General features: G+C 70.5%; 9 protein-coding genes and 1 pseudogene. 5 read left to right on the top strand and 5 right to left on the bottom strand.

Annotated elements, in window-relative coordinates; all coding sequences use genetic code 11:
- Positions 1 to 502 precede the first annotated feature (502 nt).
- The 3 genes from AB0B76_RS57590 to AB0B76_RS57580 form a co-directional block, all read right to left on the bottom strand.
- Positions 503 to 1,981 (bottom strand): arabinofuranosidase catalytic domain-containing protein, encoded by a 1,479-nt coding sequence (locus AB0B76_RS57590; RefSeq protein WP_360394531.1) that lies wholly within the window; start codon positions 1,979 to 1,981, stop codon positions 503 to 505.
- 71 nt (positions 1,982 to 2,052) lie between these two features.
- Positions 2,053 to 3,660, bottom strand: a complete 1,608-nt coding sequence (locus AB0B76_RS57585) for a ricin-type beta-trefoil lectin domain protein (protein ID WP_360394528.1) — start codon at positions 3,658 to 3,660, stop codon at positions 2,053 to 2,055.
- 35 nt (positions 3,661 to 3,695) lie between these two features.
- Entirely contained in the window at positions 3,696 to 5,168 is a 1,473-nt protein-coding gene (locus AB0B76_RS57580; RefSeq protein ID WP_360394525.1) for a lectin, read from the bottom strand.
- A 280-nt stretch (positions 5,169 to 5,448) separates the two neighbouring features.
- On the opposite strand from AB0B76_RS57580, the gene AB0B76_RS57575 reads away from it, so the two are divergent.
- Positions 5,449 to 6,552 (top strand): ricin-type beta-trefoil lectin domain protein, encoded by a 1,104-nt coding sequence (locus AB0B76_RS57575; RefSeq protein ID WP_360394523.1) that lies wholly within the window; start codon positions 5,449 to 5,451, stop codon positions 6,550 to 6,552.
- Between the two features lie 18 nt (positions 6,553 to 6,570).
- Here the strand turns inward: AB0B76_RS57575 and AB0B76_RS57570 are convergent, their stop codons facing one another.
- The gene (locus AB0B76_RS57570; protein WP_360394520.1) at positions 6,571 to 7,533 is read right to left on the bottom strand and encodes a PaaX family transcriptional regulator C-terminal domain-containing protein; all 963 of its coding nucleotides are present in this window, start codon (positions 7,531 to 7,533) and stop codon (positions 6,571 to 6,573) included.
- A gap of 161 nt (positions 7,534 to 7,694) precedes the next feature.
- On the opposite strand from AB0B76_RS57570, the gene AB0B76_RS57565 reads away from it, so the two are divergent.
- Complete coding sequence (locus AB0B76_RS57565) at positions 7,695 to 9,026, top strand: PHB depolymerase family esterase (RefSeq protein ID WP_360394518.1); 1,332 nt, start codon at positions 7,695 to 7,697, stop codon at positions 9,024 to 9,026.
- Positions 9,027 to 9,081: 55 nt separating this feature from the next.
- Here AB0B76_RS57565 and AB0B76_RS57560 read toward each other — a convergent pair whose 3' ends face one another.
- Entirely contained in the window at positions 9,082 to 10,836 is a 1,755-nt protein-coding gene (locus tag AB0B76_RS57560) for a family 43 glycosylhydrolase (RefSeq protein ID WP_360394534.1), read from the bottom strand.
- 378 nt (positions 10,837 to 11,214) lie between these two features.
- On the opposite strand from AB0B76_RS57560, the gene AB0B76_RS57555 reads away from it, so the two are divergent.
- The 3 genes and pseudogenes from AB0B76_RS57555 to AB0B76_RS57545 form a co-directional block, all read left to right on the top strand.
- Positions 11,215 to 12,633, top strand: a complete 1,419-nt coding sequence (locus AB0B76_RS57555; RefSeq protein WP_360394515.1) for a non-reducing end alpha-L-arabinofuranosidase family hydrolase — start codon at positions 11,215 to 11,217, stop codon at positions 12,631 to 12,633.
- Between the two features lie 232 nt (positions 12,634 to 12,865).
- Complete coding sequence (locus AB0B76_RS57550) at positions 12,866 to 14,332, top strand: non-reducing end alpha-L-arabinofuranosidase family hydrolase (RefSeq protein WP_360394513.1); 1,467 nt, start codon at positions 12,866 to 12,868, stop codon at positions 14,330 to 14,332.
- A gap of 81 nt (positions 14,333 to 14,413) precedes the next feature.
- Positions 14,414 to 14,598 (top strand): annotated as a pseudogene (locus AB0B76_RS57545) (esterase); the annotation flags it as partial.

The raw sequence follows: 14,598 nt of genomic DNA, 5'->3' as shown, positions 1-14,598 counted from the left end.
ATGGTGGTGTACGTCGAGTCGCCGAGCCGGCCCGCCGCGATCGCGGTGCCGAAGTACCGTCCCGACTGCGCGGCCGCCGCACCCAGCGTGCTCGCCGCGGCGTTCGCGTTCGGGATCATCATCACCGCGCCGGCGGCGGCGACGGCGGCCACGGCACCACCGATCACCGCTTTTACTCGCCATGATCGTCTCAAGCTGGTCCTCCTTCTGGGTTCGGCGCCGGGCCACGTCCACGCCGCGCGCGGCCGGCGGGAGCGCGGCCGTGCGTACAGAAGGGGTGTCGGTGGGCTCGCAGGGCCCGGCGCCGAAGAACGGCGGGCTTCAATGCCACGCCATGCTGACACGGGCGCCCGGCGGCGAGCAAGACTTTCCGGAATACTTTCGGAACGGCTCCGGCCCACCCTGCCCGGCGTGTCAGTGCGGCCGTGGCAGTTCAGTAGGCGTGGGCCGGAGCCGTCCGGTCCGGAAGTTTCGAAGCGCTTACCGTGAAAATTTCGGCGGCTCAGCGGTAGCCGGCGGCCACGATGTTGGCCTGCACCGCGTTCTCGGTGGCGTCGGACGGGTACCCGGCGACCATGGCGCCCTCGTAGAACGTGCCGGCGCTGAGGTTCGCCCCGCCACCCGGCTTGCAGCAGTCGCCGCCGCTGCCCAGGATGATGGCGCCCTGCTTCTTCATCGGGCTGTACCCGCCGGGAAGCCCGCCGTCCCACAGGGTGTACAGGCTCCCGGACTGGGCGTTGCTGCCCTTCATGGCGAAGCGGGAGGTGCCGTTGTTCTTCAGCGTGGCCGTCACGAACTTGCTGGTGAAGGCCCGCTGGTTGGAGTTCCAGGCCTGGCTGCCCCCGGGGTACAGGCCCCACTCGAGGTCGGCCTGCACCCACGGGCCGGTGCCGGAGCAGCCGCCGAACCAGCACTGGGTGCCGAAGTTGATCGCGTCCATGGCGCCGGCGGCGTCGGCCTTGCGGGTGGTCTCGCTGTTGCCGTAGTCGAAGCAGCAGCCGTTGTTGACGTGCGTGCCCGACGTGACCATGTACATGCCCTCGGGCGCCGAGCCGGTCGGCACCCCTGTGAGGTGCCCGTCGCGCCAGTAGCTGTTGCCGGGGTTGATGTACAGCGAATAGGCCTTGCTCCCGCCGACGGTCAGCGCCTCGGACGTGGCCCGCGCGGGGCTGCTCTGGCTGGAGCCGGGCACGACCGAGGAGCCCTGGTACCACAGGTCGTTGCCGTGGCCGGACTGGTCGTAGACCACCGTGATCACGCAGGTCGTACCGGTGCAGAACGCGTCCTGGGCGGCGGCGTCGGCCGGACCGCCGGCGCTGCGCACCGCGATGTCGCGGGTCGCGCTGTCCGACGCCCGGCGGACCTGGTAGAGCCGCCCGGCGTAGGCCTGCAGCAGCGCGCGCGTCGTGCTGTGCGCGGCGACGCACGGCGTGCCCCCGGCGGCGTAGAGGTCGCAGGGGCCCGAGCCGGACGGCGGCGGGGGCGTCGCCGACTGGCTCCACTGCTGGTTCGGTCCGCCGTTGCAGCTCCAGAGGATGAGCTTGGTGCCGTTGGCGGTGCCGGCCCCGTTGGCGTCCAGGCACAGCCCCGACTGCACCCCGGTGATGGTGCCGTTGCTGTTGACCGTCCACTGCTGGTTGGTCTGGCCGTTGCAGTCCCAGATGATGACCGCCGTGCCGTTGGTGGTGCCGCGGCCGTTCGCGTCCAGGCACTTGGTGCCGTACACCTGGAACTGCCCGGCGGCGGTGTAGGTCCACGACTGGTTGGCCTGGCCGCTGCAGTCCCACAGCTGCAGCTGGGTGCCGTTGGTGGTGGTGGAGTTCGGTACGTCGAGGCAGCGCCCGGACTGCTGCCCGACGACGGGTCCGGCCGTGGCGGCCGACGCGGCGCCGGCGGTCAGCGTCACGCCGGCGACGGCGAGGGCGGCGGTGACCAGCACGGCGAGTGCCGGCCGCCAACGCGGCGGAGCGAATTGGAGCATGGCGGTCCTCCAGTGGTAGCGGGGTGGGGCGTGGCGGGCGGCGGCGGGCCGCCCGCCACGCGGATCGATGGTCAGGAGCGCGACCACCGCTGGTTGGCGGCGCCCGTGCACGTCCACAGCTGCACGAGCGTGTTGTTGGCGGTGCCGGCCCCCGACACGTCGAGGCACAGCCCGGACTGCGCGCCGGTGATGGTGCCGTTGCTGTTGATGTTCCACTGCTGGTTGGTCTGGCCGTTGCAGTCCCAGATCTCGACCTTGGTGCCCGGCGAGGTCTGGTTGTTGTAGGCGTCCAGGCACTTGCCGAGGACCTGCAGCTGCTTGCCGGCGGTGGCCGTCCACTGCTGGTTGGCCTGCCCGTTGCAGTCCCAGATCACCAGCTGCACCCCGTTGGTGGTGCTGCTGTTGGGATCGTCGAGGCAGCGGTTGGACGCGGCGCCGCGGATCACGGCCGTGGTGCCGCCGCCGGGGTTGCCGGTCGTACCGCCGGAGACGCGGTACATGACCACGCCGTGCCCGGGCACGCTCGCCGAGATGGTGCCGGCGGTGCTGCTGGTGGCCCCGCTCCACAGGTCGTTGAGGGTGTAGCTGGACGCGCCGGACTTGCCGATTGCCGCGGCCGTGGTGCTGATGGTCGCGGTGCCGGTGTTCTCGTTGAACAGCACGACGGAGACGTCGCCGTTGGCCAGCGGCTTGGCCAGCACGTCGAGGCCGCCGGAGGAGCTCACCATCTGGCCCTGCTTGCCGGCCGAGTCCTGGTCGACCGCGATCACCGCCTTGTTGCCGAGGATCGACAGCGTGGTGGCGCTGGCGTTGACCAGGTTGTCGCCGGCCAGCAGCGGCGCGGCCATCTCGGCCCAGAGGCTGAAGTGGGCCCGGTCCTCGGTGGCGGACATGCCGTTGCCGACCTCGAGCATGTCCGGGTCGTTCCACTGCCCGGGCCCGGCGTAGGCGGCCAGCCCCACGTTCTGGTGGAAGATGTTGAGCACGCTGCCGAAGTTGGCCTGGATGTCGCCGGTGGTGCGCCACAGGTTGCCGACGGGGGCGGCCCAGGTCCACGGCGCGTTGACGCCCCACTCGCAGATGCTGTACACGATCGGGCGCCCGGTGGCGGCCAGGGCGTCGCGCATCGCCGAGTAGCGCGCGATGTACTGCTGCGTGGTGGAGCTGCCGTTGTTACTGCAGTTGTCGTACTTGAGGTAGTCCACGCCCCAGGCCGCGAACGAGCGCGCGTCCTGCGTCTCGTGGCCGAGGCTGCCGGGGTACCCGGCGCACGTGAGCGTCCCGGCGTCCTCGTAGATGCCCAGCTTCAGGCCCTTGCCGTGCACGTACGCCGCGGTGCCCGAGATGCCGTCGGGGAACTTGGCGAAGTCGGGCTGCAGGTTGCCGGCCCCGTCGCGGCTGTGCTGCATCCAGCAGTCGTCGATGTTCACGTACTGGTAGCCGGCCGCGGCCAGCCCCGACGACACGATCCGGTCGGCGGTCTGCTTGACCAGCGACTCGGAGACGTTGCAGCCGTAGGCGTTCCAGTCGTTCCACCCCATCGGCGGGGTGAGCGCCAGGTTGTTGGCCAGCGCGTGCGCCGGCTCGGCCGCGCGCACGCCGATGAACCAGAAGGCGCCGCCGGCCGCGAGCAACAGCACCACCGCTCGGGCCAGCCAGGGCCTGTCTTGCACATGCATCCTGTTAACTCCCTCGGTTGAGCGGGGCTCGCGCGTCAGGCGCGCAGGCTCCACTGCTGGTTGGTGCCGCCGTTGCAGGACCAGATGACGATCTTGGTGCCGTTGGCCGTGGCCGCTCCGCTGGCGTCCAGGCACAGCCCGGACTGCACGCCGGTCACGGTGCCGTTGGTGTTGACGTTCCACTGCTGGTTGCTCTGGCCGTTGCAGTCCCAGATGATGACCGTCGTGCCGTTCGTCGTGCCGCGGCCGTTGGCGTCGAGGCACTTGTTGCCGTAGACCTGCAGCTGCTTCGACGCCGTGTAGGTGAAGCGCTGGTTGGCCTGGCCGTGGCAGTCGTAGAGCTGGACCTGGGCGCCGTTGGCCGTGCTCTGCCCGCTCACGTCGAGGCACCGGCCGGACGCCCCGCCCACGACCTCGACGCCGCTCGACCCGCCGCCGCCCGACCCGTAGCCGGCGGCGGTGACGCTGGCCTGCACCGCGTTCTCGGTGGCGTCGGAGGGGTAGCCGGCGGTGATGGCGCCTTCGAAGAACTCGCCGACGCCGGTGTTGCTGTTGTCGCCGCCGGTGCCCAGCAGCAGGGAGCTGTCGGTCTTCATCGGCGAGTAGCCGTTGGGCAGCGGCCCGGAGAACGTGGTCGTCAGCCCGCCGCTGGCGGCGTTGCCGTACTTGAGGGTGAAGTTGCTGGTGCCGTTGTTCTTCTCCCAGGCCGAGACGAACGGGAAGTGCACACCGGAGTTGTTCGGGTCCTTGTTGGAGCCGGTGTTGGTGTGGTACATGCCGTTCTCGAGATCGGCCTCGACCCAGGGGCCACTGCCGACGCAGTTGCCGAACCAGCAGGCGGTGCCCCACTCGATGGCGTTCATCGTGGCGTTGCCGGTGTCGGTGTGGGAGTTCTCGCCGCTGCCGTAGTCGAAGCAGCACCACTGGTTGACGTAGTTCGACGACGTCACCATGTAGATGCCCTCGGGCTGGGAGCCGGTCGGCGCGTTCTTGGCGTGGTCGATGCGGTAGCCGACGCCCTGGTTGACCTTGACGCCGTACGCCTTCTGGCCGCCGACGGTCACCGGCAACGCCTTGGCGTCCGCGCCGACGTCGGCGCCGTTGGCACCGGGCCCCTTCCAGAAGCCGCCCCAGGAGATCGGCAGGTCGTTGTGGTTGCTGCTCTGGTCGTAGATCTTCGTGATCGTGCACGACGTGTTCGCGCAGAAGGTGTCCTGCGCGGCCGCGTTGGCCACGCCGCCGGCCGCGAGCAGCCCGACGTCGGCGTAGGCGTGGTCGGAGCCGCGCTGCACCTGGTACAGCGGGCCGTTGTACGCGGCGAAGAGCGCCCGCGTCGTGCTGTGGGCGCCGATGCACGGCGTACCGCCGGAGGCGTAGATATCGCACACCTGCGGCGACGCCGCCTGGGCGCCGGTGACGGGGGCGAGCAGGGCGATCGCCCCGGCGGCAATGGCCGTCGCGGCGCCGGTCAGGGCCGCGCGGAGGCGGCGGCCGACATTCGATTCCATGACGATCGGGTCCTCATGACGGGGCGCCGCGCACGGCGGCGCCAGCGGGCGGGCCGGTCCGCGATGTGAGCGCTCACAGAATTGGGCCGGTGATTGGGGTGTCCGACTGACGGTGCCACAATCTTTCCGCTCGTTCAAGAGCGGATTCCCGGGCCGTCCGACTCGTGTGCGGGGTCGTGCATAACACAAATTACGACTTGACGTTAAACGCGTTCGCGCGCATTCTGACGCGGCTTTCTCAATTGGCGTATGGCAATCTCTATTGCGCAAGGAGCCGGTCGTGGGCAGAGCGGGTGGATGGATGCGGGCGGTCGCGCTCGCCGCGGTGGCCGTCGTCGTCGGCGCGGCGGTGCACGCACCCGCCGCCGCGGCGGAGTCCAACGGCGGGGTGCGGGTCATGCCGCTGGGCGACTCGATCACGGAGGGCACGCAGGTGCCGGGCGGGTACCGGATCGGGTTGTGGCAGCGGCTGGCCGCGGGCGGGTACCGCGTCGATTTCGTGGGATCGCAGTTCAACGGCCCGTCGAGCCTGGGCGACCACGACCATGAGGGCCATCCCGGCTGGCGGATCGACCAGATCGACGCGAACATCGCCGGTTGGCTGCGCAACTCGAGCCCGCGGACGGTACTGCTGCACATCGGCACGAACGACGTGCTGCAGAACTACAACGTGTCGGGTGCGCCCGGCCGGTTGTCGACGCTCATCGATCACATCACGGCGGCGGCGCCGGACGCGGACGTGTTCGTGGCGACGATCATTCCGCTGGCGAACGCGGGCCAGGAGTCGGCGGTGCGCACGTTCAACGCCGCCGTCCCGGGGATCGTGCAGGCCAAGGTCAATGCGGGCAAGCACGTGCACACTGTGGACATGCACAGCGTGGTGAGCACGTCCGAGCTGGTCGACGGGGTGCACCCGACCGCGGGCGGCTACGACAAGATGGCCGCGGCCTGGTACAGCGCGCTGCGCTCGGTGCCCGGCAGCATCGGCACCACCGGCGGCGGGACGACGTCCTCGGCCCTGGTCGGGGCCGCCTCCGGGCGCTGCCTGGACGTGCCCGGCGGCAACACCGGCAACGGCACCCAGCCGATCATCTGGGACTGCAACGGCAACGCCAACCAGCGCTGGACCGCCAATGGCGCGACCCTGCAGGCCCTCGGCAAGTGCCTCGACGCGCCGACGAACGCCACGGCCGGCGTGAAGGTGCAGATCTGGGACTGCAGCGGCGGCGCCAACCAGCAGTGGAGCCTCAACGCCAACGGGACGATCAGCAGCGTCTCGTCGGGCCTGTGCCTCGACGTCTCCGGCGCGGGTACCGCCAACAACACCCCGGTGATCCTGTGGAACTGCACCGCCTCGGCCAACCAGCGGTGGAACCGCACCTGAGCCGCCGCCGCACCGGCGTCAGGGATCCTCGCCGCCGACCCCGGTGAGGATCTCGGCGACGGTGTGCGCGCCGATACCGGACGGCGGCCCGTCGGTGTGGGCCGCCACGACCGCTCGCACGTGCTCCTCGGCGGCCCGGGCCAGGCCGTCGTAGACCGCGGCGAAGACCTCGGCGGTCGCCGCCCGCGGCCATCGGAGCGGCAGCAGGGCCAGGGGCAGGCGGGGGTCGAGCACGGCAAAGCGGCGGTACGTGTCCATCACCTCGGTGCGGGCACGTACCGCCTCGGCTCCGCCGACGGCCCCGGCGGCGATCCGCGGCAGCAGCGGCCGCCAGCGCTCGGCGAACGCGTCGTAGTGCCCGGCGATGGCCGCGACGTCCCAGGCCTGGATCGGATCGCGCCGGGCCGCCGCGCCGAGCTCGAGGTGCCGGGCTCGGAACACCGTCATCGCGCCCGGGGCCACCTCGTCGAGCTGGGCGGCGGCCGGCCCGGTGAGCGCGTGCGGCGAGATCCACAGCCCGTCGTACAGGGGCGCGCAGCCCAGCCAGCGCAGCCGGCCGCGCAGGGCCCGGCGGCGGGTGCGCTCGTGCTGGGGCAGCGAGAAGGCGATGAGCGTCCACCACTCGTCCCACGGCTCGGCCCCGGCCGCCGACGACAAGATCCACTGCCCGCCGGCCGAGAGCTGGCCGGCGGCGGCGGGGGCGAGCCGGTAACTACTGTGGCGGCCCCGGCGGGCGCCCAGCAGCACCCCGCGGCGGGCCAGCCGGCTGATCGCCGTGCGGGCCCCCGCCTCGCTCGCCCCGGCCTCGGCGAGCAGCGCGACGATGGCGGCCGACGGCAGCCAGGCGCGGGTGCGCAGCGTGTAGTCGGCCAGCAGCGTCACGGCCAGGCCCTGCGGGGCCGGCCCCGACTGCCGCCGGGGGAGCCGGACGGGGGCGTCGTCGTCCGGGAAGATCTCTTCGATGTCGAAGGCGTCGGCCACTGGTGCTCCGGCGGGTCGGGTCGGTCGGGTGTGTGGACTCTATCCGATGTGATCGAGGTCGTTCGATTGACACTTCCATGTCCCGCGAGCACACTTTGTGCCACGTGACGGTTGGGAGCCGCGCCGATTTCCGTTCGACCAGACATCGAAGGAGCAGGCGCATGAACTTGGCACGGAAATTCCTGCTCGGCCCGGCGGTATTGCTCGCCGTGGCCGGGCTGACCCTCGTGGCGTTGCGGCCCGCGTACGCCGCGACGCTGACCGAGGTCACGAACTTCGGCTCGAACCCGGGCGGCATGCGGATGCATGTGTACGTGCCGGACGCCCGTCCCGCGAACCCGGCGATCGTGGTCGCCATGCACGGGTGCGGCGGATCGGGCCCCGGCTTCTACTCGGGCAGCGAGTTCGCCGGCCTCGCCGACCGGTACGGATTCATCGTCATCTACCCGACCGCGACCCAGCAGGCCGGCTTCGGCAACTGCTTCGACACCTGGTCCGATGCGGCCAAGCGGCGCGGCGGCGGCAGCGACCCGGTGTCGATCGTGTCGATGGTGACCTACGCGGAGCGGCAGTACGGCGGTGACCCGAACCGGGTGTACGCCACGGGCAGTTCCTCCGGCGGCATGATGACCAACGAGATGCTGGCGCTCTACCCGGACGTGTTCAAGGCCGGGGCGGCGTTCATGGGCGTCCCGTTCGGCTGCTTCGCGAACGCCGCCGACTACCCGCCCGGCACCAGCCGCTGCACCGGCGGGAGCATGGACCGCACGCCGCAGCAGTGGGGCGACGCGGTACGCCAGGCCTATCCCGGCTACACCGGGCCGCGGCCGCGCATGCAGCTGTGGCACGGCACCAGCGACACGCTCGTGCCGTATTCACTGTTGCAGGAGGAGATCGAGCAGTGGACCGACGTGCTCGGCCTGAGCCAGACCCCCACGGCGACCGACACCCCGCAGGCGGGCTGGAACCGGCGTCGCTACGGCACCGGCCAGGTCGAGGCGTACAGCATCCAGGGGGCCGGGCACAGCCTGCCGTCGGGCGGGATGGCCGCGTACGCCATCGCGTTCTTCGGCCTGAACGGCACCGTACCCACCGGTAGCGCCTCGCCGAGTGTGAGTGTGAGCGCGAGTGCCAGTGCGAGCGCGTCCGCTTCGTCGAGCCCGCCCCCGGCCGGGGCCGGGTGCCGCGTCACGGACACCGTCAACGCCTGGAACACCGGGCTGACCGAGAGCATCACCATCACCAACACCGGTACCTCCGCGATAAACGGCTGGGCGCTGGCCTTCACCCTGCCGGCCGGGCAGAGCATCACCTCGGGCTGGAACGCGCAGTACAGCCCGGCCAGCGGTTCGGTGACCGCGCGGAACGTGAGCTACAACGGGGTACTCCCGGCCGGCGGGTCGACGACGATCGGCTTCCAGGCCACCCACACCGGCAACACCGCCCGCCCGGCGGCGTTCGCCCTCAACGGCACGGCCTGCGCCGCCGGCTGAGCCCGGCGGACCGTTCCCGGCCGCGGCACGACCGCCGCGGCCGGGAGCGGCTTGCCTACTGCAGGGAGGCGTCGTCGAGGTACAGGCCGTCGGTGCCGGCGGCCGTCTCGACGTAGAGGGTGGCGCCGGTCAGCGTGCCCGTCCACGACACGGTCGCGGCGCCCGACAATTGCGTCCAGCCGTTGGCGTTCACCGTGGCGGCCGGCGTCAGCTGCACGTAGTTCGTCGTGCCGTTCGCGGTGACGGCGAGGGTCACCTTCGCGCTCGGGGTGCCGCTCTGGGAACGCACCCAGACGCTCGTCGCGTAGCTGCGCCCGTTGGTCAGCTTCGACGTCACGTCCTGGGCGGGGCCGTTCCACGACGCTGTGCGGCCGGTGAGCAGGAGGGCCTGGCTGCCCCCGTGGGCGACGTTGCTGCCGGCGAGCGTGCCGGCGCCGAACACCGTCCAGCCGCTGGTGCCGCTCTCCATGGTGCCGTTGGCGAGCAGGTTGCCGCCGCCGTCACCGCCGCTGGTCCCGGCGAACTGCCACCAGTTGATGTTGAAGAGGTTGCCGGAGCCGCCGGTGTACTTGAAGTACAGGTCGTGGGTGCCGGTCGCGCCGCTGACCGGGCACGTCACGGTGGCCCAGGTCTGCCAGCCGCCGGTGCCGGCGACCGTGCACGTGCCGGCCAGGGTGCCGTTGACGCCGTCGAGGTGCAGCTCGATGCGCCCGCCGCTGGTCGCGGAGGCGACCCGGGCGGTGAACGTGGTCGCGCCGGCGCCGAAGGCGACCCCCTTGACCTTGATGTTGTCGCCGTTCTCGATCCAGCCCACGTTCATGCCGCCCTCGCTGGACGGCTCGGTCTCCACGCCGTTCTCCCAGGCGATGGTCTCGGCCTCCTGGCGCACGTACGGGTTGAGCGTGCCCACCTGGGGCGCCCCGGTCGTGGTCATGGACAGGGTCGGGATCGTGCCGTCGGCGTTGTAGCTGAACTTCTCCACGGCCACCGACCGGGTGTAGCCGCTGCCGCCGGGCAGGGCGCCGTTGTGGTAGAAGAAGTACGAGCCGCCGTTGAAGTCGACGACGCCGGGGTGGTTGGTGAAGCTGGCGCCCTGGCTCGCCATGACCGTGCCGCGGAACGTCCAGGGCCCGGTCGGGCTCGTCGCCGTGGAGTAGGCGATGTACTCCGAGCAGCACCGGGCGGCGAACACGTTGTAGTACAGGCCGTTGCGCTTGTAGACCCAGGGGCCCTCCTCGAACAGCGTCGGCCGGCTCGTGTTGCCGGTGCGGGTGCCGAAACCGGCCGTGGTGAGCGGGATCTGGGCCGGGCTGCCGTTTGTCGAGATCATGTCGGCGTTGAGCTTCACGTACCACAGGTGCGGGTTGCCGTAGTACAGGTACGCCTGGCCGTCGTCGTCGATGAAGACGGTCGGGTCGATCTCGGAGTTCTGGATGAGGGGCCGGCCCAGGGCGTCGCGGAACGGGCCGGTGGGGCTGTCGGAGACCCCGACCCCGATGGCGTTGCCGCCGCTGGACATGCGCACCGGCACGTACCAGTAGAACTTCCCGTTGCGGTACACGGTCTGCCCGGCCCACGCGTCCGAGCTCGCCCAGCTGAACGTGGACAGGCTCATCGGCGAGCCGTGGTCGGTCCAGTTCACCATGTCGGCCGACGACCAGACCCGCCAGTCCCGCATGGTGTAGTTCGTCGATCCGTCCTCGTCGTGCCCGGTGTACAGGTAGACCCGCCCGTTGTACACCAGCGGCGCGGGATCGGCGGTGTAGATGGTCTGCACGATCGGGTTGTCGGCCCGGGCCGCGGCCGGCATGAGCGCCGCCGCGCACAGCAGGGCGACCGCCGCGGTCAGCCCCCGCCGGAGGTTGGGGCGTCGTCGTCGCAGGATCGAGCGTTTCACGTAGCCTCCCGGCATCGTGGTCAACTGGGCATTCAGGAGTGTGCATCCGAAATGCCCGGCAATCAGGACCGACCAGTTTTCCGGCGCCGGCATAACAGGTTTTTCGCGGCGTTGCGGTATCGGCAATCACGGGCCCCGCGGCGCCCCGTGCGCGGGGCCCGGACCTGCGCCGGGAAAGTTTCACCGGTCGCCCACCGCCCGCCCGCCCGGGCCCGATCCGGCCCTTGACGCGCAATCTGTTAGCGGTCACATTCGCGAATGTAGTTCTCTCCCGCGTGACTGGAGGCTTTGATGAAGTTCCCTCGCACCCGGACCCGGGTGGTGGCCGCGGCCTGCACGGCCGGGCTCGCCGTGGCCTGGGCCGCCACGGTGCTGACCGCGAACGCCGCCCAGGCCGCCGCCGGCTGCCGCGTCGACTACACCGTCGCCAGCTCCTGGCCCGGCGGGTTCAACGCCAACGTCACGGTCACCAACTTCGGCGAGGCGGTAAACGGCTGGCGGCTCACCTGGACGTTCGGCGCCGGGCAGGGCATCACCCAGCTGTGGAACGGCACGGTCACCCAGTCCGGCGCCCAGGTCACGGTCGTCAACGCCGGGTACAACGGCAGCATCCCCACCAACGGCACGGCCGCCTTCGGGTTCAACGGCTCGTGGAACGGCACCAACCCGGTTCCGGCCGACTTCGCGCTGAACGGCACCGCGTGCAACGGCCCGACCGGCAGCCCGTCGAGCGGCCCCTCGAGCAGCCCGCCGAGCAGCCCGCCGAGCAGCCCGTCCAGCAGCCCGAGCAGCCCCTCCCAGTCCTGCACCCTGCCGTCGTCGTACCGCTGGTCATCGACCGGCGCGCTGGCGAACCCGCAGTCCGGGTGGGCGTCGCTGAAGGACTTCACGAACGTCGTGTACAACGGCAAGCACCTCGTCTACGCCACCACGCACGACAACGGCTCGGCGTGGGGGTCGATGAACTTCGGCCTCTTCAACGACTGGCCCGACATGGCCTCGGCGAGCCAGAACAAGATGTCGTTCGGTACCGTCGCGCCGACGCTGTTCTACTTCGCCCCCAAGAACATCTGGGTGCTGACCTACCAGTGGGGCGGGGCGTCGTTCAACTACCGCACGTCCAGCGATCCGTCCAACGCGAACGGATGGTCGGCGGCGCAGACGCTGTTCACCGGCACCATCTCCGGCTCCGGCACCGGCCCCATCGACCAGACCATCATCGGTGACGGCTCGAACATGTACCTGTTCTTCGCCGGCGACAACGGCAAGATCTACCGGGCGAGCATGCCGATCGGGAACTTCCCGGGCAGCTTCGGTTCGTCGTACACCCAGATCATGAGCGACTCGACGAACAACCTGTTCGAGGCGGTGCAGGTCTACAAGGTCAAGGGCCAGAACCAGTACCTCATGCTGGTCGAGGCCATCGGCGCCAACGGCCGCTACTTCCGCTCCTTCACGTCCTCGAGCCTGGGCGGCTCGTGGACGCCGCAGGCCGCGAGCGAGAGCAACCCGTTCGCGGGCAAGGCCAACAGCGGCGCGACGTGGACCAACGACATCAGCCACGGCGACCTGGTGCGCACCAACCCGGACCAGACCATGACCGTGGACCCGTGCAACCTGCAGTTGCTGTACCAGGGCCGGGCGACCGGCTCCGGCGGCGACTACGGCCTGCTGCCCTACCGGCCGGGGGTGCTGACCTTGCGGCGTTAGACGGGTTCGAGGTGACCGGTGGTCGTGGGCAACCGCGTGCGACCACCGGCCTCGTGGGTGAGCGCTCACACCCATGCCTTTTGAGTCCGCGAAAACGTTATGCGCCGACGGGACATTGAGTCGGTCTGGCATCGCCACCGACCGACGCCGATGATTGTTAGCGCTCACTCGGCCGGTCCGGCCCGCCAATCCGGCCCGGCGATCTCGTCCAGCTGTTAGGAGTACACCCGCTATGAAGCTCCTCGGCGCCGCGCTCGCGGCGACGGTCGTGGCCGCCGGGGTGGTGGTCGCCATCAATGCGACCTCCGCCTCGGCGGCGACCGTCGACACGACGGCGTGGTACACCCTCGTCAACCGCAACTCCGGCAAGGCCCTCGACGTCTGCGGCGCGTCCACCGCCGACGGCGCCTGCGTCCAGCAGTACACGCGGTCGGGCGGGCAGAACCAGCAGTGGCAGTTCGTCGACTCCGGCAGCGGCTACTACCGCCTCAAGGCCCGGCACTCCGGCAAGGTCCTGGACGTGTACAACCTGTCCACCGCCGACTCCGCCAAGATCGTGCAGTGGACCGACGGCAACGGCACCAACCAGCAGTTCCGCCTCGCCGACTCCGACAGCGGCTACGTGCGGCTGATCAACCGCAACTCGAGCAAGGCGGTCGAGGTGCAGGGCGCGTCCACCGCCGACGGGGGAGCGGTCGTGCAGTACAGCGACTGGGGCGGCGCCAACCAGCAGTGGCAGCTCGTCCGCGTCGACGGCACGACCCCGACCACGCCGGGCAACACCGGCGGGACGTGCTCGCTGCCGTCGTCGTACCGCTGGTCGTCGACCGGTGCGCTGGCCAACCCGAAGTCGGGCTGGGTGTCGCTGAAGGACTTCACGAACGTCGTGTACAACGGCAAGCACCTCGTCTACGCCACGACCCATGACACCGGTTCGACGTGGGGGTCGATGAACTTCGGCCTGTTCACGAACTGGTCGGACATGGGTTCGGCGAGCCAGAACGGCATGAGCTTCGGTGCGGTGGCGCCGACGCTGTTCTACTTCGCGCCGAAGAACATCTGGGTGCTGACGTACCAGTGGGGCGGGGCGTCGTTCAACTACCGCACGTCCAGCGATCCGTCCAACGCGAACGGATGGTCGGCGGCGCAGACGCTGTTCACCGGCACCATCTCCGGCTCCGGCACCGGCCCCATCGACCAGACCATCATCGGTGACGGCTCGAACATGTACCTGTTCTTCGCCGGCGACAACGGCAAGATCTACCGGGCGAGCATGCCGATCGGGAACTTCCCGGGCAGCTTCGGTTCGTCGTACACCCAGATCATGAGCGACTCGACGAACAACCTGTTCGAGGGCGTCGAGGTCTACAAGGTCCAGGGCCAGAACCAGTACCTGATGCTTGTCGAGGCCATCGGGGCGAACGGCCGCTACTTCCGCTCGTTCACATCCTCGAGCCTCGGCGGCTCGTGGACGCCGCAGGCCGCGAGCGAGAGCAACCCGTTCGCGGGCAAGGCCAACAGCGGCGCGTCATGGACGAACGACATCAGCCACGGCGACCTGGTGCGCACCAACCCGGACCAGACCAAGACGATCGACCCGTGCAACCTGCAGCTGCTGTACCAGGGCCGGGCGACCGGCTCCGGCGGCGACTACGGCCTGCTGCCCTACCGGCCGGCCGTCCTGACCCTGCAGCGCTGAACCAGCGTGCGCCCGGTGCACCCCGGACAGGGTGCGCCGGGCGCCGTACGGATCCCGACTTCGAAGGAAGGTGGCATCGGCATGCGCATGGGACGACTGCTGACCGCCGCGGCGCTCGCCGCCGCGACCGCCCTGACCGCCGTCGCGCTGGCGGCCGCGCCCGCCATGGCGGCCGGCCTGACCCAGGTGACCGGCTTCGGCAACAACCCGACCGGCCTCGGCATGTACATCTACGTTCCGGCCCGGGTCGCGCCCCGGCCGGCGCT

The organism is Dactylosporangium sp. NPDC049140, assembly GCF_040648435.1.
This window is presented reverse-complemented; position numbering and strand designations above follow the sequence as displayed.